At 32.5% G+C, this 23,781-nt stretch carries 16 protein-coding genes; 9 read left to right on the top strand and 7 right to left on the bottom strand.

Going from position 1 to position 23,781, the window contains the following annotated elements; genetic code table 11:
* Nucleotides 1-73: 73 nt before the first annotated feature.
* Both AC13CQ_RS04505 and lipB read left to right on the top strand, forming a co-directional pair.
* Nucleotides 74-232: a YqaE/Pmp3 family membrane protein gene (locus AC13CQ_RS04505; protein WP_236959854.1), complete on the top strand. Its 159-nt coding sequence runs from the start codon at nucleotides 74-76 to the stop codon at nucleotides 230-232.
* 57 nt (nucleotides 233-289) lie between these two features.
* Nucleotides 290-994: a lipoyl(octanoyl) transferase LipB gene (gene lipB, locus AC13CQ_RS04510; RefSeq protein ID WP_335587751.1), complete on the top strand. Its 705-nt coding sequence runs from the start codon at nucleotides 290-292 to the stop codon at nucleotides 992-994.
* A gap of 444 nt (nucleotides 995-1,438) precedes the next feature.
* Here the strand turns inward: lipB and AC13CQ_RS04515 are convergent, their stop codons facing one another.
* Entirely contained in the window at nucleotides 1,439-3,886 is a 2,448-nt protein-coding gene (locus AC13CQ_RS04515; protein WP_474506777.1) for a ribonuclease HII, read from the bottom strand.
* Between the two features lie 276 nt (nucleotides 3,887-4,162).
* On the opposite strand from AC13CQ_RS04515, the gene AC13CQ_RS04520 reads away from it, so the two are divergent.
* The 4 genes from AC13CQ_RS04520 to AC13CQ_RS04535 all read left to right on the top strand — a co-directional run bounded on the left by AC13CQ_RS04520 (nucleotide 4,163) and on the right by AC13CQ_RS04535 (nucleotide 13,121).
* Nucleotides 4,163-7,222 (top strand): SusC/RagA family TonB-linked outer membrane protein, encoded by a 3,060-nt coding sequence (locus AC13CQ_RS04520; RefSeq protein ID WP_474506778.1) that lies wholly within the window; start codon nucleotides 4,163-4,165, stop codon nucleotides 7,220-7,222.
* Between the two features lie 6 nt (nucleotides 7,223-7,228).
* Nucleotides 7,229-8,629: a RagB/SusD family nutrient uptake outer membrane protein gene (locus AC13CQ_RS04525; protein WP_474506779.1), complete on the top strand. Its 1,401-nt coding sequence runs from the start codon at nucleotides 7,229-7,231 to the stop codon at nucleotides 8,627-8,629.
* Between the two features lie 245 nt (nucleotides 8,630-8,874).
* Nucleotides 8,875-11,685, top strand: a complete 2,811-nt coding sequence (locus tag AC13CQ_RS04530) for a TonB-dependent receptor domain-containing protein (RefSeq protein WP_456865381.1) — start codon at nucleotides 8,875-8,877, stop codon at nucleotides 11,683-11,685.
* A gap of 11 nt (nucleotides 11,686-11,696) precedes the next feature.
* Nucleotides 11,697-13,121, top strand: coding sequence for a tetratricopeptide repeat protein (locus AC13CQ_RS04535; RefSeq protein ID WP_456865384.1), 1,425 nt, complete (start codon nucleotides 11,697-11,699; stop codon nucleotides 13,119-13,121).
* Nucleotides 13,122-13,193: 72 nt separating this feature from the next.
* Here AC13CQ_RS04535 and AC13CQ_RS04540 read toward each other — a convergent pair whose 3' ends face one another.
* Nucleotides 13,194-13,790, bottom strand: coding sequence for a ribonuclease HII (locus AC13CQ_RS04540; protein WP_008612285.1), 597 nt, complete (start codon nucleotides 13,788-13,790; stop codon nucleotides 13,194-13,196).
* Nucleotides 13,791-13,944: 154 nt separating this feature from the next.
* Here AC13CQ_RS04540 and AC13CQ_RS04545 point away from each other — a divergent pair, with 154 nt between their 5' ends.
* From AC13CQ_RS04545 to AC13CQ_RS04555, 3 genes are all read left to right on the top strand, one after another.
* Nucleotides 13,945-15,924, top strand: a complete 1,980-nt coding sequence (locus tag AC13CQ_RS04545; RefSeq protein WP_474506781.1) for a putative porin — start codon at nucleotides 13,945-13,947, stop codon at nucleotides 15,922-15,924.
* A gap of 59 nt (nucleotides 15,925-15,983) precedes the next feature.
* Complete coding sequence (locus AC13CQ_RS04550; protein WP_008612287.1) at nucleotides 15,984-17,072, top strand: aminotransferase class V-fold PLP-dependent enzyme; 1,089 nt, start codon at nucleotides 15,984-15,986, stop codon at nucleotides 17,070-17,072.
* Between the two features lie 152 nt (nucleotides 17,073-17,224).
* Nucleotides 17,225-17,521, top strand: coding sequence for an isoamylase early set domain-containing protein (locus tag AC13CQ_RS04555; protein WP_474506782.1), 297 nt, complete (start codon nucleotides 17,225-17,227; stop codon nucleotides 17,519-17,521).
* 163 nt (nucleotides 17,522-17,684) lie between these two features.
* Here the strand turns inward: AC13CQ_RS04555 and AC13CQ_RS04560 are convergent, their stop codons facing one another.
* The 5 genes from AC13CQ_RS04560 to AC13CQ_RS04580 form a co-directional block, all read right to left on the bottom strand.
* The gene (locus tag AC13CQ_RS04560) at nucleotides 17,685-18,455 is read right to left on the bottom strand and encodes a hypothetical protein (protein ID WP_456865391.1); all 771 of its coding nucleotides are present in this window, start codon (nucleotides 18,453-18,455) and stop codon (nucleotides 17,685-17,687) included.
* A 4-nt stretch (nucleotides 18,456-18,459) separates the two neighbouring features.
* Nucleotides 18,460-19,419 carry an L-histidine N(alpha)-methyltransferase gene (locus AC13CQ_RS04565; RefSeq protein WP_474507671.1) on the bottom strand — a complete coding sequence of 320 codons (960 nt, stop codon included), beginning with the start codon at nucleotides 19,417-19,419 and terminating at the stop codon, nucleotides 18,460-18,462.
* A gap of 18 nt (nucleotides 19,420-19,437) precedes the next feature.
* Nucleotides 19,438-20,601 carry an ergothioneine biosynthesis protein EgtB gene (gene egtB, locus AC13CQ_RS04570; RefSeq protein ID WP_008612291.1) on the bottom strand — a complete coding sequence of 388 codons (1,164 nt, stop codon included), beginning with the start codon at nucleotides 20,599-20,601 and terminating at the stop codon, nucleotides 19,438-19,440.
* Between the two features lie 123 nt (nucleotides 20,602-20,724).
* Nucleotides 20,725-21,549 carry a thymidylate synthase gene (locus AC13CQ_RS04575; protein WP_456865400.1) on the bottom strand — a complete coding sequence of 275 codons (825 nt, stop codon included), beginning with the start codon at nucleotides 21,547-21,549 and terminating at the stop codon, nucleotides 20,725-20,727.
* A gap of 491 nt (nucleotides 21,550-22,040) precedes the next feature.
* On the bottom strand, nucleotides 22,041-23,717 hold the full coding sequence (locus AC13CQ_RS04580; protein WP_335587742.1) for a nucleoside transporter C-terminal domain-containing protein: 1,677 nt from the start codon (nucleotides 23,715-23,717) through the stop codon (nucleotides 22,041-22,043).
* Nucleotides 23,718-23,781: the final 64 nt, after the last annotated feature.

A 23,781-nucleotide genomic window follows, 5' to 3' on the forward strand; every position in this document is an offset into this window, starting at 1 on the left:
TAATCAACCTAAAAGTTAGAATTAAAATAGCGCTCCTAGAGCGTAATTTCATCAATCAAAAAAAATATAAAAAATGAGTATTTGGAGAGTCTTACTTTCAATTTTTTTTCCACCATTAGCAGTTCTAGATAAGGGTTGTGGCTCTATAATTATTGTTTTCTTATTAACTCTCTGCGGTTGGATTCCGGGTGTTATTGCTGCATTGGTAATTTTAAATAATCCTAATAGATAGTATTTAATAGGAAGTTGTTTCTGTATTGGTTACTAAGTAAATCTGTATCTTTGTAGCATGAATAAGAATGTTAACTTACAAGATTTAGGATTAAAGGATTATAAAGAAACTTGGGATTATCAAGAGTCGATTTTTAAAGATATTTTAGATATAAAAATTAAAAACCGACGAGAAAACACCGAATTGCCTACTCCTAATTATTTCCTATTTGTAGAGCATCCACATGTTTTTACACTTGGAAAAAGTGGCGATATGACTAATTTGCTTTTAAATGAAACACAATTAAAAGAAAAAGGAGCTTCTTTTTATAAAATAAATAGAGGAGGAGATATAACATATCACGGTCCAGGTCAAATTGTAGGCTATCCAATTTTAGATTTAGATAATTTTTTTACCGATATTCATAAATACCTTCGTTTTCTAGAAGAAGTAATTATTCTTACGTTAGACGAATATGGTATTGTTGCTACCCGAAGCGATGGAGAAACAGGGGTTTGGATAGATGCTGGAACTCCTTTTGCTAGAAAAATTTGTGCTATGGGAGTTCGTGCTTCTCGATGGGTTACTATGCATGGATTTGCATTAAATGTAAATGCCAATTTGGGATATTTTGATAATATTATCCCTTGTGGGATTAGAGGGAAAGGAGTTACTTCTCTCAATGTGGAACTAGGAAAAGCTACCGTTAATGAAACCGAAGTAAAACAAAAAATACAGAAACACTTTCAAGATCTATTTGAAGCTACTTTTGTGGAGAAATAAGAAAGAAGTCGGGAGGTTAAATAATTTAAAGATTGAAAGATTGAAGGATTGAAAGATTGAAAGATTGAAAAGTCGGGAGTTGGAAGACAGAATGCAGTGTTCAATGTTCAGTAGGCGTACATTTTCAATCAAGAGTCAGGAATCAAGAGACAAGAAAAAATGCAAAAAAATGACAAGAATAAAGAGAAGGGAATATAGATTTTGTATTCTTATTCTTTTGAGAATCTTTAGTTTACCAGAAATAATAAAGAATTCGACAATTTACACAATCACAACTTTGTTGCTTTGAGTTAAAAGTTACAAGGGAAAAACTGGATAAAGCCTACATTTTGCTGAACACTCCCGACTTCGGACTTCGGACTTCCGACTTTTTATTTCCACATTTTCAAATCATCATATTGACACATTTACAAATTTGAACCTTTGCCTCTACAACCAACGGAACTAATTAATCTTATAACAGATTATCGAGTTTTTATCGCCTACGGTAACCATTTCTAACTTTTTATCATTATCTATATCTGCTAAATCGATGGCAGAATCTCCATAGACAGGGAAGTTTTCCACTTGTTTTGCATTACTGTCAAATAAATAAACCTTATGTGTTTGTTTGTCGGTTACGGTAACATAAATTTTATCGTTGATATAAAAGATTTCCGGTTTAGTGTAGATTCCAAAATCTAGCGTAGCTTTATTGTTTTTAATGGTTAAAATATTTTCAGAAATAGTAGCTAACGTATTAGCAGTTGCATCAATTAAATGGTTTTCTTTTAGTCCTAATTCAATTTTATTTAATCCACCTTTTTGGTCTACCTGAATTAAATCTCCAGAAGAATTGGTAGTTGTAAACTTCTTATCATATAAATAAACTTCATTTCCAGAAAAATCTATGGATCCTCTAACACGAATCCTCAAATCTCCTGTGCGGTGAAGAATATCTAATTTTCCATCATTTTCTTGGAGGATAATGTAATCTTTATTTCCAATACGAATATGTTTCGGACTATTAATAATAGTGTTTTCGGTTTCATCTAAAATAAAACCAGTAACCACTTTTCCGTAGCGGTCGTACATTTCTATTTTTTTACCCATTACCACCACAAAACGATAATCCTTATTATTACTATAGTCAAAAACAGCTAGCGGTTGTGTAATGGTGTTTTTAAAATCTATAGGAAATGGAGAAACCTCATTCCCATTTCTATCTAGAATCATCATTTTATCGGTTGTATTAAAGGCAAGTTGTAAGCGTCCATTTCTGTATAAATCAACCTGAGATATTTCGCCAATAATTTTACCGCTCAATTCTTTTTTCCATAAAACTTTTCCGTCTGTGCCAATTAAATAAAGGTTGTTTTTTACATCTTGCACAACAATTTCTTTCTTTTTGGTATGATGATTTATTACAAACTGCGGATTCGTAGCAATATCTGCATCTAAAGTAGTACTATATAACTGTGTAATAATATTAGAACCAACGGTAGAGGTGTTTGCTTTTTTTAATAACGCATGGAAGTGTGCAAAATCTCCTTCAGCAATATATTGAAAGGCAATAAATTTATAATCTTTAAAAGATTTTTTAGCTACCGATGCTTTAAAGTCCTCACTTAAAATAGCGCTGTCATTTTTTAGTTTTTCAAGATTCCCAATAATTAAAACAGAAGATTCATCTGCCAATTCGCTACGTAAATTTTTATAAGATGGAAGTTGAGAAAGCGTAGCACTATTTTGATAATTTGAAATAATATCTTCTAATAGGTTTATCGACTCAGCAAAAACATAAAAGTCGTCCACTTTGGCAACATAATTTGTACTAACCCCTTTTGTAATTTTCGAAAAGTGAGTCTTAATTAAGTCTGTTTTATTTATTTCCCAAATATTATAATCTCTGTATGAAGTTTCTTCTTTTACAAATTTCTGAAGACGGTCTTCAAAATCAATATTATCTGAAGTTGTAAAAGCAAATATTTTTGTTTGCTGAAACCCAATTTCTATCATTTCTGTAGCCTTATGAAAAAGAGAATCGCTCATTTGCTTCATTTCAGACTCATTTCCATTAATTGCAGGGTATGCTATAAAATAGGTAGCATTTATAGGAACAATTTCTGAAGCAAAGCTAGTAGAGGGAGTTGTATGTTTAAAAACATTTAAAGTGTTGTTGAGGGAGTCATTCGCTACAGCAATTCCGTTTAACTTGATATAATCTTGAGCGATGCTGGTATCAAAAGAAGTCCAATCGTTAAATTCCGTGAGATTGTTAGCTAGGCTTTCGGAAAGCACTCTTTTAAAAAAGCTAGCTCCTTTTTTATGATTAATAAAAATATTAGCAGGAACATTGTTTTGAGCTACTTGATATAATTTAGAAAGCTTTGGATTAGCTTTTAGGTGGTCTGAGTTTCTAATGATGTTTTCAATAATTAGACGAGAAGAAGAACCTATAAAGTGATTCCCAACATTGGTACTAAATAATTTCTTTCCTCCAATACTCAGTATTTTGATGGAAGCCCCTTCATAAGTAATGGTTTCTATTTTACGATTAACTGTAGAATCAATACTGAATAAGTTATTATGATTTTTACTTATAAAGGTGTAGTTAAACTCTTCTTTTCCAATTTCATTAAAAGCAAGAATAGAAGTGCTTTTAGGATTAATATATTTTAAGGTAGCTACTAAGGAGGCAGAATTCTTATAAGAAGTACTTTCTTGAAGCAACTTGAGAAAGTCGTTATTAATTATTTCACTTTTAAAAGCTTGATAGTCGTTTATTTTAATAACAGCGGTAGCATGTCTTGGAGTATATAAAACTAAATCTTCCGTTTGAACGGTTTCTTTTTTTGCACAAGAAAGGGTTATAAGTAGCGATAAAAATAGAATCTTAACAACAAACTTCATGGATACTTTAATTTTTTAGCAAAAATAGAGTTTAACGATAAAAAAAGTACAAAAATATGTTAAGACTTGATTTTTTGGATTTATAAAAAAAACTTTTTCTGACTAATTTTTTTGATAATCAGACATTATTGTAAGTTTTTTCTTTTAATAATGAAGAAATATGAATAATTATGTTGTGTAAAATCTTTTAAATACGTAATATTTTATATGCATTTTTTTGTTTTTATTAAGAAAAAATTATGATATTGTAAGACGCTAAATTCAAATTAATTAAATATGAGATCAAAGTTTACTTGGATGCTAACGTTTTTTATGGCGTTAGTTTTACAGTTCTCCTATGCGCAGGAGAAGACAATTACAGGTATGGTGACAGACCAAGATGGTTTGCCGTTACCTGGAGCAAATGTAACTGTTAAGGGTACGTCCACAGGTACTCAAACAGATTTTGATGGAAATTATTCAATTTCTACAGCTGTGGGGAGTAAATTAGTTTATTCGTATGTTGGTCAGAAAACTGTTGAGAAAACAGTTGGAGCAGCAAGTACAATCAACGTAGTTTTAGAGCAAGATGCTCAGGCACTAGATGAGGTAGTTGTATTAGGATATGCTACTTCTAGTAAAGCCGAATTAACAGGATCAACTGTTCAAGTTGATGCTGCAGATATTGAGCAAGTTCCAGTAGCCTCTGTAGATCAGGTGTTACAAGGTAAAGTTGCTGGTTTAGTAATGAATAACTCTTCTGGTACACCAGGTTCTACTGCAGATATCCGTATTAGAGGTGTTAGTTCTATAACAGCAGGGAATAATCCATTATATGTTATTGATGGGGTTCCGGTTGTAAACTCTGATAATACAGGAAACCAGTCCTCTGGTTCTTCATTGTCTCCTTTAGCAAGTATCAGTAGTAACAATATTGAAAGTATTACAGTACTTAAAGATGCTTCTGCTACTGCTGCTTATGGTGCACGTGGTGCTAATGGGGTTATTGTAATTACTACTAAAAAAGGTAGAGAAGGAAAAACAGCTATTAGTTTTAACACTTCATATGGTTTTTCTAATGATGCTGTAGATGGACCAGATGTATTAACTGGAGCAGAAAGAGAAATGTTGTTTTATGAATCTTTATATAATACTTATGGTGTTAGTCAAGGTTTTTCTAGAGATGGAGCACAACAATTTTATGAGAATAATTTAGGTGTCTTTGGTTCTGCTTATTATGATTGGAATCAAGCAGGTCGTCAAGAAGCAAATTGGGACGAAGTAGTAACAAATAAAGATGCAGCTTTTAGAGAGTATAACCTTTCAGCTAGTGGAGGTAATGAAAATCATAATTTCTATGCTTCATTAGGATATTTTAATCAAGAAGCAACTGTTATTGGTTCTGAATTTGAAAGAATTTCTGGACAGTTAAATTTTCAGAAATCATTAAATAGCAAATTAAAGTTTTCAACAAACAATAGTGCATCACATTCTTATCAAGATGGATTGTTAGAAACGAGTTCATATTTCTCTTCGCCTAGAACAGTTAAGTTTTTCGCTCCTCCAATAGAGCAACCATATGATGAAGATGGAGAAATCAACTTAAATACAACATTGCCTAACCCGTTATGGATTGCGCAAGAAGACATTGATGATTCTCAGTTAGTTAGAATTTTATCTAATAACTCATTAGAATGGGAAACACCTATAGAGAATTTAAGATTTACTACACGTACAAATATTGATTATCAAGTATATAACTATAAACGTTACCGTAATAGAATTGATGGTGATGGAGCTAGTACAAATGGCTATGGTTGGCAATCTCATAGTAGTAGAGCTAACTATGTATTCCAGAACTATTTAGATTATACTTGGAATGTGTCAGATGAGCATTCTATTGACTTTAAAGCATTACAAGAGTATCAAAAAAATAGATATTATTATTTAGAGGCAGATGGAGATTCATTCTCTGATGATGGTTTAACTAATTTAAATTCATCTGGTAATCCAACTACTGCTAATTCTTATTTTACAGATTGGTCAATTGCTTCTTATATGGCTCTTATGCATTATAGTGGTTTTAATGGACGTTATGTTTTTGATGCTACCTATAGAAGAGAAGGAAACTCTCGTTTCGCCGATGATAATAGATGGGGTAATTTCTGGTCTGTTGGTGGAGCTTGGAACATTCATAGAGAGGCTTTTCTTGCAGATAGTAATGTAATAAGTAATTTAAAATTAAGAGCTTCTTATGGGGTTACTGGTAACGCTAATATTGGACTGAATTTGTATCAATCGTTATTAAATTACGATTCAGATTATGCAGGTACTGGAGCTTCTTATCCAGGAACCTTTGGGAATAATGATCTTTCTTGGGAGACTTCACATACTTATGACATCGGAACAGATTTAGGGTTTTTTAATAACAGAATTACAGCTAATGTAGGTTACTATTACAGAGAGTCCAAAGATTTATTGTTGTCTGTTCCACTTTCATTAACAACTAGTTTTACAAGTCAGACTCAAAACGTTGGTAGAATGGAGAATAAAGGTTTAGAATTAGAAGTAAACTTTGATATTATCCGCTCAGAAAATTTCAATTTATCTCTTGGAGGTAATATGGCAACTAACGAGAATAAAGTATTGGAAACTGCTTTAGATGGAACAGGAGAGCCAATTAATATCACTACAGGAACGCGTAGAGTTGAGGCTGGACATCCAGTTTATGGATGGTATATGGTGTCTTATGCAGGAGTTAATCCAGATACTGGAGTTGACGAGTGGTATACAGATGGTGAAGGGAGTGCTACAACAACAAGTTGGTCTCAAGCTAATCAAGTATGGCAAGGAGAAAGTGCTTTACCAACACTTACAGCAGGTTTGAACTTGCATATTGATGCCTATGGTTTCTTCTTAGACGCTAATGGATATTATGCAGGTGGACACAAAGTATTTGAAGATTGGACACGTTATACCAATGGTACAGATAGATATTCTTTAGATCTATATAATGGTGTTGACGCATTGCTTGATAGATGGCAAGAGCCAGGAGATGTAGCTAGATACCCTAAAATGGAGTACACTGCTAAACCATGGCAAAATAGTAATAAGTTTTTATATGAAGGAGATTTTATCCGTCTTAGGAATTTGACTTTTGGTTATGACTTTAATCAAAAAATTACTGAAACTATTGGAATAGATGGATTAAGATTATTTTTAAGAGGAACTAATCTTTACACATGGGTGAAAGATGATCGTTTAAAATACGATCCAGAGACAGCAGCAGATGGATTTACAAGTTTGACCACACCACCTGTTAAATCATTCATTTTTGGATTAAACGTTAAATTTTAAAAAATTATGAAGAGAATTAATTTTATATATAAAGTAGCATTTGTAGCGGTATCCCTAGTTGGGTTAAACTCGTGTACTACAGATGACTTAGATCCTTCTACCGAACAGAATAAACCTGTAGAAGGGGGAATAACTACGGTAAGTAACCTTGAAGGAATTATTAAAGGAGCTTATAGTGCAATGACCTCAAGTGAATATTATGGTAGAGACTATATCATAACAAATGAGGTAAGAACAGATAACTGTTTTGCTAATGGTAGTTCTGGGCGTTTTACTACAGAAGCTCAAATGGCATATAATGAGAACAATGATTATATCTGGGATAATGCTTATGATGTGATAGCATCTGCAAATATTGTTATTAATCAGGATGTTAGTGTGCTTGAAGGGGATTTAGATTATGCAAAACACCTTCAAGGTCAAGCATATACCCTTAGAGCTTTAGCGCATTTCGATTTGTTGAAATCATATGGTCAAATGCATGCTGGAGGAACTCTTGGTGTTCCTTATATAACTGAATTTAAAGGAGAAGATTTATATCCTAGTAGAAATACAATTGAAGAAAACAAAACAGCAATTGCAGCAGATTTTCAAGCTGGATTTGATATGATGAGCACTGCTTATAATGATTCTTCAAAAGAATTCTTAAATAAATATGCTGCAAAAGCTTTACAATCTAGATTTAATGTATATTTTGGAATGTGGCCAGAAGCTAAGACCGCAGCAGAAGCTGTAATTAACTCAAAGTTATATTCAGTTTTATCTGCTAGTGATTTTGTAGGATCTTGGACACAAGATGGATCTTCAAATTCAATCTTTGAATTAGCTTATAGTGCAACAGATAACCAAGGAATTAATGGACTTGCTTATATCTATAGATTAGGTCCAGCAGGTAGTTATGGAGATATTCAGGTTATTGATGAGGTTGCAACCCTTTTTGAAGATACAGATGTTAGAGGACTCTTACCAGATGACGATGATGAGCCGACAGGGATTTTAGGATATGAAGATAATATGTTGAGAAACATAGGGAAGTATCCAGACAATAGGGGGTATGATAATGTTCCTGTAATTCGTTATGAAGAAGTAATCCTTAACTATGCTGAGGCATTATTAGAAACAGGTGGAGATGCTTTAACGCAATTAAATATGATTCCTTCAAATAGAGGGGCTACTCCTTATACTTCTGCAACAAAGGAAAACATCCTTTTGGAGAGAAGAAAAGAATTGATGTTTGAAGGTTTTCGTTTTGATGATTTTGTACGAAATGGAATGGGAGTGGAGAAAGTTTCACCTCAACAAAATTTATTAAGTACAGTTCCTTATGGGGATTATAGATTAGCATACCCTATCACAAATGCAGAAACAAATGCTAACTCTAATATTGTTCAAAATGACCAATATTAAATAAACTTTTTATTTGAATTAATTGCTAATTAATTCCAAACCCACCAGATTCACTGGTGGGTTTTTTTTACTTCTACTTTTTTTCTCTTCCCACAGTTTTGTAATCATTACTTCTAGGTAGGTGTAGTCTGTCTTATAATTTAAGTAAGTTGATACGTGTTATATTCTATATTTTGTAGAATATTTGTTTTTATTTAAGAAATATTTCACATATTAGTGCACGCTAAATTCAAATTAATTAAAATATGAGATCAAAATTTACTTGGATGCTAACGCTATTTATTGCGTTAGTTTTACAGTTTTCCTATGCGCAGGAAAAAACTATTACAGGGGTGGTATCAGACCAAGATGGTTTGCCATTGCCTGGAGCAAATGTTACCGTTAAAGGTACAACCAACGGTACTCAAACAGATTTTGATGGCTATTATTCTATCGATGTTTCTGTAGGTAAGGTAGTAGTGTATTCTTTTATTGGACAAAAAACAGTTGAAAAAACTGTTAGTTCACAAAATGTTTTAAACATAACTTTAGAGCAGGATGCACAAGCATTGGATGAGGTAATAGTGACTGGACAAGGTGCAGGGATACTAAGAAAGAGATTGTCTACAACAGTAGATGTTGTTGATGCAGAGACTATAGATCGTTTGCCTTCAGGTCAAATAGATCAAATCTTGCAATCTAATACGCCTAGTGCACAAATCAGAATTAGTTCGGGTCAACCAGGAACAGCAGCGATCATAAGAACTAGAGGTCCTATTAGTGCCGCATCTTCTTCAACACCAGTTGTTATTGTAGATGGAATCAGGGTAGATAATTTAAATTCAAATGCAGAGTTAGGTTTGGACACTGGTGGAGCTAATGTATCTGCCTTAGCAGATATACCTGTTGAGTCAATTGAAAAAATTGAATATATTAAAGGTGGTGCGGCAACAACATTATATGGAGCTGATGCTGCTAATGGGGTTATCCAGATAATTACAAAAAAAGGAAAAGCAGGAAAGTCAACGTTTTATTATGAGAATAGATTAGGAGTGATTTCTGGAACAAAAGATTATCTTAAATATGATAGAACAGGAGAAGCGTTATTTAGTGAAGGATTGTCAATTGAACATAAAGTAGGTGTTTATGGAGGTACTGAAAAATTCACTTATAATTTTACAGGAAGCTTATATGAAGATGATTCATTTACAGATGTAAACCAACAAGTTAAACGGAATTTAGCATTTGGGTTTAGCGCCCAAATTACTGATAAGCTTAAGTATCAAGGTTCTTTTTCTTATGTAGGCTTTGATTCTACACTGGATTATAATGCTAATACGTCCTTTGGAAGATTTTCAAATGCTGAAGGAGGTTCATATGGTAATCTAGATGAGCTTCCTGAAGAAGAGTGGCAGTCTCGTTTGGAGAATTTAGATGAAATAGCACCACTTGTTGATATAACTAGGGTTATAAATAGGTTTACTGCATCCAACAAGTTTACTTATGATATTACAAGCAAACTTCAAACAAATGCAACATTTGGTGTAGATCAACGAAGCTCCGTAGATCAAGCTATTCAAAGTAATGAATTACAAATAGTTTTGGGAAGTAAAAATCCAGGAACTACAGATCAAGCGGAAATGGATAGATCATTGAGGTCTTCATTTACAGTTACTGCGGATTTAAACTTTACGCATAAAGCGAATACAGAAAATTTTTCTTTTGTCACTATATTGGGAACTCAGTTTTTTAGATCATCAGATAAACAAAATTTAATATCAGGTACTGGAGGTGTTGATGGAACTTCATCTATTAATAATTTTGCTACAAAAACAGCCGAGGACTTTGTGTTGGAGAATGCTAATTACGGATTGTATTTTTTAGAAAATATTGGTGTATATAATGTTGCTTATTTAGAGTTCGGAGGTAGATTGGATAAAAATACATCAGCTGGAAAAAATACTAATGCAATCTTTTTGCCAAAAATTGGGCTGACTTATAACATCTCAGATCATGATTTTTATAGAAATAGCAGTATATCAAATGCTATATCTAATATAAAATTAAGAGCAAATTATGGAGAGGCAACTAATTTTGCTGAGCCATTTTCTCAAGACAAGACTTTTGCATTAGAATCGTTTTTAAACGTACTGGCATTTAGATTTGATAATCCGGGGAATCCTTACCTAAAGTCCGAAATTGTTAAGACATATGAATTTGGATTGGAATTAGGTTTTTTAGACAATAGGATTAATATTGGAGCAACAAGATATGTAGCAAAAACAGAAGATGCTTTATTTACTCCTGGAGCACCGCCTTCTTCAGGGCAACTCAATCAAATACAGAACATAGGGGAAATAGAAAATAAAGGGTGGGAATTTGCATTAAACACAGCAATTCTAAAAAATGAGAATCACAAGTTAGATTTAAATCTTTCCTATAATTACAACCGAAATAAAGTGGTAAGTTCTGGTGGAAGTGCACCCTTTAATGTAGGAGGTTTTACTGTTGTTGGTTCTTGGATCGAAGAAGGTCAAAGCTTGGGTTATTTAAGAGGAAATGCAGCATATGAACAATCAGATGGGACTTTTGAATTTGTAGCAAATGAGAATTTAGGAGATACTTTTGCTCCTAGCTTTGGATCAATGAGTTTGAATTATAGTTATAAAAATTTCAACTTCTTTGCTACCGGAGATTATCAATTTGGAGGGAAGATTGTAGACTTAAGTTTTTTATTAAGAGTATTAGGAGGAGTTGATTATGAAGGGATTCCAGATGCTTTAGCTGGACAAACTAGCCCTTTTAATTATGTCAATTATGTAACTTTTGATAATGATTTCTTGAAGATAAGAAACATTGGTGCTTCATACAGGTTTGGAGAGCTCTTAAAGCCATTTTCTGATATGATCTTTGGTCTTTCAGTAACGAATCCATTTAATTGGATAGCTGGAAATTTTGACCCTGAAGTAACAGGATCTGGTATTGGAGATCAAAATGCATTTTCTAGTGGGGGATTTGCTTATGGAACTGAGTCAGCACCAAGAATTTTTATGACATCACTTAAATTTCAATTCTAAATAAAGATAAAATGAAAAAAACAATATATATAGTTTTATTAATAGCTTTTACTTTGAGTAGTTGCTCAGATAATTTTAATGAGGCAGTAGATTTTACAGATATAGAAAATCCTAACCTTTTAGAAACCTCTATTGTGGGACAGCCTAATTCCTCAAAGATTTGGTTGACAGGACTGGAGAGAGAAACATCTCTTGCTTATAACGAGATTATAATATTAGCTGAATTAGGATCAGATAATTATATAAATACAGAGACTTTTTTCAATCAATTTCTAGATAATATAGATATTAGAGTGGAAGATCCTGATATTAGAGATACACAATATAGAATTGCCAGATTAAGAGAATCTGCACTATTTGGTTTAGAAACTGTCGGTCCTGCGGATTCTGAATATGCAACAATAACAGAAGCTGAATATAATTTCTATGAAGGTTTATCATATATGCTGGCTGGGATGTACTTTTCAGCTTTACCTCAAGAAGAATTAGGGGTTGCTGTTAGCTCGGTAGAAAATTATAATTCTGCAATTAATTCTTTCAATAAGGCAATTACTATAAATCCAGACATCCCATATTACTATATGGCTATGGCTAGAGTATATTATTATCTAGGTAATAAATCAGCTGCTGTTGATGCAGCAAAAAAAGCTCTAACTCTTGATAATAGTTTTATTAAAGCGGCAAAATATGACCAAGATGACGGGCCTTCTAATACTATGGAAAGTGCATTATTTGATAGATCTACTTTTGATGACTTACAACCTTTACCAACACTGGATTTTTTAGATCCTAAATATTCTTTTTTGTCTAGTGGAGAAGATCCAGCAGTTAATTTTTTAAAAGCAGAAGAAGCCTATCTTATTCTAGCTGAGGCGAATTTATCTACAGATATTGGAATGGCGAAACAAAACTTAAAAAATTTGTTGATGCTAATAGCTACAAGAGAGGTGAGAACTTTTAGCGATACTATTGAGGATCGAACACAAGATGAACCTGGCTCTAGACCAGATACAACCTCAGTAGTTGTAAATGGGAGAGAGGGGCTTGTTCTTTATCGTAAAGGAGAGCAAATCAGTGTGCCATCTGTATCAGGAACTTCTCTAACTGATGAAGAAATCAATATGGCGAGCACAGAAGATGAATTACTTAAATTGATATACAGAACAAGGCAGGAAGTTTTTATAGCTGAAGGGATACGTTTTGTTGATATGGGTGTGAAATTGGTTATACATGAAAATGAAATTTTACAAAACCCAAATATTAATGCTGGAGATCCTTCAACAGTTCCAGTAATTCCGTCATTCATATCTAGTGTAGTTAATGATTTGGATGCCATTACTTATGACCGAACATCGGGTATGGCAATGACAGCTATAGATTTAAATGATATATTGGTTCAAAACAAAACATCTTCAGAGGTAATTCCTTTTTATTAAAATACTAAAAAGAGAATTAATTTTTTGTTCAATAAATTCAATACAAAAACCCACCAACTTAGGTGGGTTTTTTTATAAATCTAATTTTAGTTGCTCTGGTAATAATCTAAAAGAAAGACGATGGTATTTTGTAGTACCATATTTTTTTATGGCTTCTCGGTGCTCTTTAGTTGGATAACCTTTATTTTTTTTCCAATTGTACATCGGGTATTCTTCATGGATTTCTTCCATATAAGCATCGCGGTAAGTTTTTGCAAGGATGGAAGCTGCAGCAATACTTAAATATTTACTATCGCCTTTAATAATACATTCATATGGAATATCTTTAAAAGGTTTAAATCTATTTCCGTCTACAATAATATGTTCAATCTCACTATTTAGTTTATCTAGTGCATTATGCATGGCCAAAATAGATGCATTTAAAATATTTATTTCATCAATTTTAATAGGATAAATATGAGCAACGCCAAAACAAGTAGCTCCTTCTTCAATTATTGGTTTTAAGATACTCCGTTTTAATGCTGTTAATTGTTTGGAGTCGTTAATAATTTTATTTTTAAAATTTTCAGGAAGAATAACTGCAGCAGCTGTTACTGGTCCTGCAAGGCATCCACGTCCAGCTTCGTCAGTTCCAGCTTCTAAAGAGAATTCACTATACGATTTATACATTTTAATCGTTATTTAGGAGCCTATATATGGCTAATTCAAAAAAGTCAAAGTTAAAAATAGATACGGTATTTTGTCTTTTTTCAGTGTAAAAATAATAAATCCACTTATATGGATTTCGTTCAAATAATATACCTTTGTTTTTAAATCAAAATGGATGAGATATTTTAATTTTTTGTTTTTCTTTTTAGTATTATGTCTTGGAGTGGCAAATGCTCAAGTTGAACAAGAATCTAATGTTGTTAAGGATACTACAATTGTTCTTACTAAAAAGGGAAATCCAACTAAAAAGAAAGGTGATGATTTTCCTATTGAAGATTATAAAATAATCTCCTATGCAAGAGATACTACCACTTTTGATACAACCCTAACCATTTATAAGGAATACAAATATAATTACCTTAGAAAAGACGATTTTGAGTTGCTCCCTTTTGCAAATGTTGGTCAGACATACAATATATTAGGGGCAGCTACCAAGGAGAAGAGTTTCTATCCAAGAATGGGAGAAGAAGCTAAGCATAATAATTATATGGAAGTTAGTGATATTGATTATTACCGAGTGCCAACTCCTACTACAGAGCTTTTTTATAAAACAGTAATGGAGCAAGGGCAAATTCTAGATGCATTAATTACCTTAAATACCTCTCCACAGCTAAATATGTCTATTGCCTATAAAGGGATGCGCTCTTTAGGGAAATATCAACATATTTTATCAAGTACTGGAAATTTTAGATTTACAACTAATTATCAAACTAAAAGTGGACGTTATTTATTGAGAGGCCATTATACTTCTCAAGATATTTTAAATGAAGAAAATGGCGGACTGGGAGTTCCAGAGCAGTTTACTTCTGGAGACGATGAGTTTACAGATCGTTCTAGAATTGATGTAAGATTTGAAGATGCAGAAAACTTCTTATTAGGGAAAAGATATTTTTTGGACCATGAGTTTTTTCTGTTTAAAGAAAAAGATTCTTTAAGAAATTACGGACTTTCCGTTGGACATCAATTAAATTATGAAACTAAAACGTACGAATTTAGACAGACTACAGCTAATTCATATTTTGGTGAATCTTACCAAGCATCTAATTTAGAGGATAGAGCTAAGCTAAAAACTTTTAACAATCAGCTTAATTTAAATTATAATAATAAAATAATAGGGCAAGCAACTTTCCTAGTAAACTATTATAAATACAATTATTATTTTAATAGTTTGGTGGTAAACGACAGCGCTACAATTACAAATCAACTACGAGATAATGAAATCTCCATTGGAGGAAAATTTAAAAAGCAAATTGGAGGTTTTTCTTTAGGGGGAGATTTTACGCAGAATATTGTAGGAGACTTAGGTGGAACTACATTTAATGCTGAAATGAATTACCAAATTACCGATGATATTGATGTAGATGCTAGTTTACATGCTTCGTCTCGTATGCCAAACTTTAATTTTTTATTGTATCAAAGTGATTATAAAGATTATAATTGGCAAAATACTGACACTTTTGAAAAGCAAAAATTAAGCACCATTCAAGGAACTCTTAATTCTAAAAAGTGGGGAAGTCTTAGTGTTGCTTATACTGTAAGAGATAAATATGCCTATTTTGAAGAAAATTTAGATACTGGAGATTCAATTTCTTCTGTTTTAGATGATGTACAAAGGGTTACGCCAACTCAATTTGATGGTTCTATAAATTCAATAAAAGTAAAATTGAGTAACGATTTACATTTTTTGCGTAAATGGGGACTAGCAAATACAATTATGTATCAAAATGTGAGTCAGAGTGAAGACATTATTAATGTACCGCAAATTGTAACTAGAAACACACTTTATTACTCAAATCATCTTTTCAAGAAAGCTCTTTATTTACAGGTAGGAGTTACTGCCAAATATTTTAGTGAATATTATATGAATTCATACAGTCCTGTTCTTGGGGAATTATTAATTCAGAATAGAGAAAAAATAGGAGGGTATCCAATGATGGATTTCTTTATAAATGCAAAAGTTCGTCGTACTCGTATTTATTTAAAAGCAGAACATTTTAACTCTCCCTTTGGAGATAATAATTATTATACAGCGCCAAATTATCCGTATCGAGATTTTATCGTTCGTTTTGGAGTGGTTTGGAATTTCTTTACATAAAAGCTATTTTTCAAGGAGACGCATAACTTTAGTGCGTATAACTTTTTAATTGAATTGAAATGACGATAGATAATTTTTCAAAGGATTTTCCTTTAATTAGTCAATATACTTATGCTAATACGGCAGCTTCCGGACTTATGTATGAAAGTTTGATGGAATGGCGACAAGGACATGATATTGATTTTCTTATTGGAGGGAGTAAGTTTAGAGAGTCTTTAGATGTTCAGCTTGCTGAAATTCGTACTGCAGTTGCCAATTTTTTCGATTCAGAGTTTGAAAATACACTTTTAACACCAAATTTTTCTTTTGCACTAAAAGTGTTTATCAATGGAATTGATAAAGACAAAAGTGTATTGCTTTTGGAAGACGACTATCCCTCTGTAAATTGGCCTTTTAGTAGCAGTGGTTTTAAATCTGTTTCTTTTGCTGAAGTAAATCAGCATTTAGAGCAAAATATAAAAGAAGCATTTGCAAAGCAGCAACCAGATATTTTTGCATTTAGTATTGTTCAATATCTAAATGGAATCAAATTAGATTTAAATTTTATAAAAGATCTAAAGAAAGAATATCCTGACACTATTTTTGTTGCAGATGGAACCCAATATAGTGGTACCGAGAAGTTTTCTTTTAAAGAATCTGGGATTGATGTTTTTGGTGGTAGCGGTTATAAATGGATGTTGTCAGGTTATGGTAATGGTTATATGCTCTTTAATAAAGAAATAGTTTCTCAACTATATCCTGTTTCAGTAGAATTTGAACCGCAAAAAGAAGCTTTTCAGAAGGGAAAAAATCATTTAATGTGTCATTTTGAACCTGGACATATAGACACCTTAAACTTTGGAAGTTTATTATATTCTATAGAACAATTTAATGAAATTGGAATGGATGCTATTGAAGCTCATTTAGCGTCATTGGCAAAACATGCTAAAGAGAAATTTACTGGTTTAGAGTTGCTTTCGGAAACAGTTACAGAGAGAAAAGAACATTCTACAATTTTTAATTTAAAGGTTACTCCTAAAATAATGGAGGCTCTAAAAGAGAGAAATGTGTTGTTTTCCTTACGTGGTTCTGGAATAAGAGTAAGTTTTCATATTTACAATACAATAAAGGATATTGATAAAATAGCAAATATCCTTAAACATAAATAGTTCTTTTTCTTTATTTTTATATAGTAAATTTTACATATTTCATTATTTCGTTAAGACTGTTTTATTAAAACGATAAATGTTTGGATGCTAGTTGTTTATTATGATTTAAATGTATTCTTTTGATACAAATTAATCATTAAATTTTATCAACTATGTCAATTTCAAAACAATATTTAAAGTCTAGACCAGTTTGTAAGGTAACTTTTGTAGTTTCTGCAGCAGAAGCGAATGAGGTGATAGTTGTAGGAGATTTTAACGAATGGAATCCAGAAGCAACAGCCTTAAAAAAACTAAAAAACGGTAATTTTAAAGGTACATGCGAAATTCCAAAAGATAACTCCTACGAATTCCGATATATTATAGATGGAAATTACACAAACGAACAAGAAGCAGATGGATTTCAATGGAATGATTTTGCTGGTACAGAAAACGCTATTTTATACGTATAAATAAACTACCTTAAAATCCTGTCTAAGCAAAAGGCTCAAGTCAAAAAGTTGTGGGATTTTAAAGATTGGAGGGTAAGCCCATAAAATAAATTTAATTTATTTGGAAGCAGTGTTCTTTAATGAGTAAGGATACTACTTAAGAGCTTGAAATCTCTTTGAAGGGTTAAATACGTTTTATTAGAATAGTACTAAAATCTATATAGAAATTTTCAATGGTGTTTAAATCGTAATTATCTTCCACGGAAATAATAGCACCATTCCAATTTCCTAATACCCAATTCCCATTTTTTAAATTAGGTAATTGAGCGTAATTAATAGTGTTGTTGCTCCAAGCATACGCATAGTAATATGGAAGTTTGTTGACCTCCGTATCTGCAATAGCGTATCCTAAACCTATACCTTTTTCTTTATCAATATTTATAAGCATTCCTGTGTCAAAATGGTGTGGCCAAACATATATTGTGGTGGCATTATTATAGTTACTTTTTAGTTTTTCTAAGGCACGCTGTGCTATATTGCGTTCTTCTATTAACTGAAAAATAATTTTTTCATCATCAGTATCTAAAGCAACAAACGTATCAAAGTCTGTTTCTAGTTTAAATCCTAAGTTATAATGGAAGTTACCTGCCGATAATCCGTAATCTGAAATAGTTTCGCGGATCCAAGAATCAATACCGCTGTGAGTAAGACCAAGTAAATCGAGTTCTTTATATTCACTTTCTCGATAGATTCTCAATACTATATCTTTGTAATTTAACTCAATATAAAAATCTTTTACTTTTTGAGATTGGAGAGCACTTTTTTCAATGGACCATATAAGTGCAGACTGACTATCATCTTCTTTTTTAGTAAGAAAACTGTTGGAAAAAGCAGCTAGGTATTGAGATAAATGATGAAATTTGTTTTGAATAGTATTTATGTGGAATTGATCCATAGTTTTATGCTTTTATGGTTAGTAAGAAATCTTTAAAAAGATTTTCAGAATCGACATACTGATCTATAACTTTTAAATTAGCTTGCTCGGCAAGCCAATTTACAGTAAGATCATCATATTTTTGAGAAATCTCTGTATGGATGGTTTCCCATGCTTTAAAATTTATTTCTAAATCTATTTTCTGAAGCCTAACTTTTAAATCTTCTTTTGCAACTAAATAGCTTTTTGCAGTCCCAGTCTCAGGGTCGTAAGTTTCCCAATGTAAGAATTTATCAAGATCAAAATCGGCATTCATTTCTCTGTTTATCCGCAGCAATAAATTCTTATTAAAAGCTTCAGTTATTCCAGTTTTATCACTGTAAGCATCTATAATTTGTTGAGGGTTTTTCTTTATATCAAACCCCATAAATAGCAAATCTCCTTTATTCATGCTTGCTTGAATATTTTGTAAGAATTCAATAGCTTTTTCATGTACCAAGTTTCCAATGTTTGATCCTAAAACTAAAATCACTTTTTTACGACTCTTATATTCAGCTAAACGATTTAAAACTTTAAAATACATTCCTTCTTGTGGAATTACTTTTAAATTTGGGAGTTCATTTTCTAGAGACTCTTTTAATTCTTTTAACGCATACTTGCTAATATCAATGGGTTGATAAGAGAAATTAAATTTATTTTTATCTAAATAACGTAACAGAACTTTTGTTTTTTTGCCATCTCCAGCTCCTAATTCTATTATATCAAAACCATTTTCATCATTAAAAGCTGCGGCTATTTTTTCAGTATAACTTTCAATAATACTGTATTCTGCATCTGTTAAATAATATTCTGGCATATTCATTATCTGCTGAAATATTTTATCCCCTTTTTCATCATAAAAATATTTAGAAGATAACTTTTTAGGATATGAGGTTAGACCCTTGTAAACGTCTTCTTCAAAGGCATTTGTATATATTGTTGGCATAGTTTTTCTAGATATAGTTTATCTTTTGGCAAGTCTAATTCCAGTAAATTGCCATCTTAAATGCGGATGAAAAAAGTTTCGATATGTATAACGAGTATGATCTTTGGAAGTTACCACAGATCCACCTCTAAGTACTTTTTGATTTACCATAAACTTGCCATTATACTCACCTAAAGCTCCTGCTGCTTTTTTGTAGTAAGGATAGGGGAGGTAAGCGCTTTCTGTCCACTCCCATCGTTTCCCCCAGTCAAAATAATCTTGAGCAACCTCCCATTCAAATTCTGTTGGCAAGCGTAATCCTCTCCATTCAGCATATGCAAAAGCTTCGTAGTAAGAAACGTGTGTTATGGGAGCTTCAAGGTTAATTGGTTTTAATCCTTTAAAGGTGTATTGATGCCATTCGTTATCAATTTTATGCCAATATAGAGGTGCTTTTATAGTGTTAGCTCGAATCCAATCCCAGCCTTCGGCATGCCAAAAATTAAAGTTGTTATATCCACCATCATTTATAAATTCAAGGTATTCTTCGTTGGTAATAAGTTTGTTTGAGATTTTATAGTTATGGAGAAAAACCTTATGTTTTCCTAATTCATTATCAAAACAAAAATCGTTTGTAGCGTGACCAATTTCATAAGTGCCTTCTGGAATTTTAATCCACTTAGATTTCTGTTTTTCAATTAGATTTTCTTCAAAAGTTTCAGAATAATGTGGTAAAAGCGGATTGTTTCCTAAAATATACTTTATATCTGTAAACAGTAATTCCTGATGTTGTTTTTCATGATGGATTCCTATGGTTACCAAACTGCTAATTTCTTCTGTTAAATTATCATCTAAAAATTCAGAGAGACAATTGGTAACATAATCTCGATATTTATAAACCTCTTCTACAGATGGACGTGTAAGATTGCCACGGTCTGTTCTTAAAATTTTATCACCTACACTTTCGTAATAGCTGTTAAATATATAGCTAAATTGCGAATCAAATTCTTTATAATCAGGATTGTATTGTTTTAAAATAAACTCTTCAAAAAACCATGTTGTATGTCCTAAATGCCATTTTGGAGGAGATACATTTTCAATAGGTTGCACAACATAATCTTCTTGAGTTAATGGTGCACAAATTTCTTCCGTAGCGATTCTTGTTTGAAGAAAATTGCTAATAATTTCATTGGTTATTAACATTTAGTAACTTTTTCCTTTGTTTTTTTATTAAAAATAAGGATTTTAACGTATGCATTGCAAGATGCTTAGTTAAAAGTTGTTAAAAACTAATTTAACGATTAAAAAATGAATGTAATTTTAGAATTACACCGCAACAGCTCCTTTAATATGCGGATGGTACTCGTAATTTTCTAAAGTAAAATCTTCAAACTTAAAGCTAAAAATATCTTTTACTTCGGGGTTAAGCTTCATTGTAGGCAAGGGTTTTGGCTCTCTAGATAGCTGTAGTTCCAATTGCTCTAAATGGTTGTTGTAGATATGAGCATCTCCAAAAGTATGGATAAAATCGCCAGCTTTATAACCACAAACTTGTGCCATCATCATTGTAAATAAAGCATAAGAAGCTATGTTGAAGGGCACCCCTAAAAAAATATCGGCACTTCGTTGGTATAATTGGCAAGAAAGTTTTCCATCGGCAACATAAAACTGAAAAAAAGCATGGCAGGGAGGTAAAGCCGCCTTTCCATTAGCAACATTTTCAGAAAACGAAACAGAAGTATCTGGCAAAACACTTGGGTTCCAAGCGGAAACTAACATCCTTCTACTATTTGGATTGTTTTTTAAAGTCTCCACAACCTCCTTTATTTGGTCTATTTCTTCACTGTTCCAATTTCTCCATTGATGACCGTAAACGGGACCTAAATCTCCATTTTCGTCTGCCCATTCGTTCCAAATACGTACCCCATTATCTTGTAAGTATTTTACATTTGTATCGCCATTTAGAAACCATAACAGTTCATAAATAATAGATTTTAAATGCAGTTTTTTGGTTGTTACCATAGGGAAACCTTCACTTAAATCGAAACGCATTTGGTAGCCAAAAACACTTTTGGTTCCCGTTCCTGTTCTATCTCCTTTTTCATTTCCGTTTGCTAATACGTGCTTAACAAGGTCGTGGTACTGCTTCATTTGTTATATAATCTAAGTAAGAATTTTCTGGGCGTTCCCCAACAAAAAGGTTGGGGCGGGCTTTTCGCGGTACACGGTACCTTGCTTCAATCCCTAACGCAAACTTTTACGAAAATAGAAAAAGCCTCTCAATAATTAATGTAGGAACTTCTTAATTTATTAAAAGGTTATTAACGGTTTTGGGTCTTGAGATTAATGAGCCAGAAGTCAGAAGTCGGTCCTGAGTTTTTTCGTACTTTGGGCTTTGCAGCTCTACAAATTCGCAATTTCGCCTCTTAAAGAGTTACGATTTTACAAGGTTACGTTGTTGCGAAGAAAGAAATCGCTAACTGAGTACTGAACACTCCTGACTTCGGACTTTGCAGCTCTACAAATTCGCAATTTCGCTTCTTAAAAAAGCTATGAAGTTACGTTGTCATGAAGAAATATACAGAGCACTACCTACTGAATTTGCTTCTTTACCTCTTCACAACTTTGCAACACATTTGGACTTACCCAATAATCATTCCAGCAATTGTGGCCGATAATAATGAGGCAATAGAACCTCCAATAACGGCTTTCATTCCAAATTCTGATAAATTTTTACGTTGCCCTGGTGCTAATGAACCAATTCCGCCAATTTGAATTCCAATAGAAGCAAAATTTGCAAATCCACATAACATATAGGTAGCCATAATAACAGATTTATTGTAAGTAAAATGTGTAAGGCTTGTTATGTCTTTTAAGCTAGCCAATTGTACGTACCCTACAAACTCACTAGCTGCAAGTTTAATACCCAGTAATTGCCCCATAAGCATCATATCTTCTTTAGCAACCCCAATTAACCACATAAGAGGAGCAAAAATAAAACCTAAAATAGATTCCAATGAAAATGATTCATAAGGCGTATTATCAGCTAAAACGGTATTTAAAGTTGTAAGATCTCCAATCCAGCCTAAAACATAGTTTATCATTGCAATAAACGCAATAAAAACTAAAAGCATAGCGCCAACATTGGCGGCTAATTTTAAACCTTCGGTGGTACCATTTGCTATGGCATCAAGTATGTTGGAACCAATTTTATCGGTAGAAACTTCTACATCTGTATTAACTTTTTCCTGTTGTGGATATAGCATTTTTGAAATTACTATTGCTCCTGGAGCTGCCATTACTGAGGCTGCTAACAAATGTTTTGCAAATTGAAGTCTAAGTTCTGGGTCATCGCCCCCTAAAAATCCAATATAGGCAGCTAACACACCACCAGCAACAGTAGCCATTCCACCAACCATAACAAGTAAGATTTCAGAACGAGTCATGCGCTCTAAATATGCCTTAATCATTAGTGGAGCTTCTGTTTGTCCTAAAAAAATATTTCCAGCAACCGATAAACTTTCGGCTCCAGAAATTCCTAATAATTTAGAAAGCACAATTGCCATCCCTTTTACTACTATTTGAATAACCCCTAAATAGAATAAAACAGAGGTAAGTGCCGAAAAGAATACAATAGTTGGAAGCACTTGAAATAAGAAAATAAATCCGAAACTGTCGGCATTCATTAAATCTCCTAGCAGAAATTCACTCCCTGCGGCTGTAAAATCTAGGATTAAAACAAAAATACTACCAATCCATTCAAAAGTATTTTGGACAAAAGAAATTTCTAAAACCCCAATAGCTAGTATTAATTGAGCTGCGAGTCCTATTCCTACTGTTTTCCAATTAATAGCTTTTCTGTTGCTGCTAAACAAAAAAGCTATGAATAGTAAAGATGCCATTCCTAATACACCTCTCCATAAGCTGTTAAAGCTAAAGCCTTGGTTTGGAATTAATTCTTGGTATTCTTGTTCAGAAACAAGAACATTATCTTGAGAAGGAGTTGCTATTAGTTGGTAGGAGTTTGTTTTATTTCCAAAAACCAAAGTAGAATCTGTTAGTTCGATTACTTTATACCTTTCTAAACTATCGGTTGGAGCATCAAAATAAAATATGAGATTGTTATTCTGAAAGATATAACTCCCTTTATAGTTGTTGTTTTTTTGAGTGAAATTAAAGTCGCCTTCATTGAAATTCAATTTACTTATTGCAGATTTTGAAGTGGTATTTTCAGAAGAAGACCATTTTTTTTCAATGTCTTGTGCTACCAATGTACCGGTAAAACAAATTGCTAATAGTAGTAATAGTATTTTTTTCAACACGTTTTTATTTGTATCCTTATTTTAGGTAAATTTCTTTAAAATAACATTTATAATACTACTG

Source organism: Galbibacter sp. L-19, assembly GCF_056857615.1.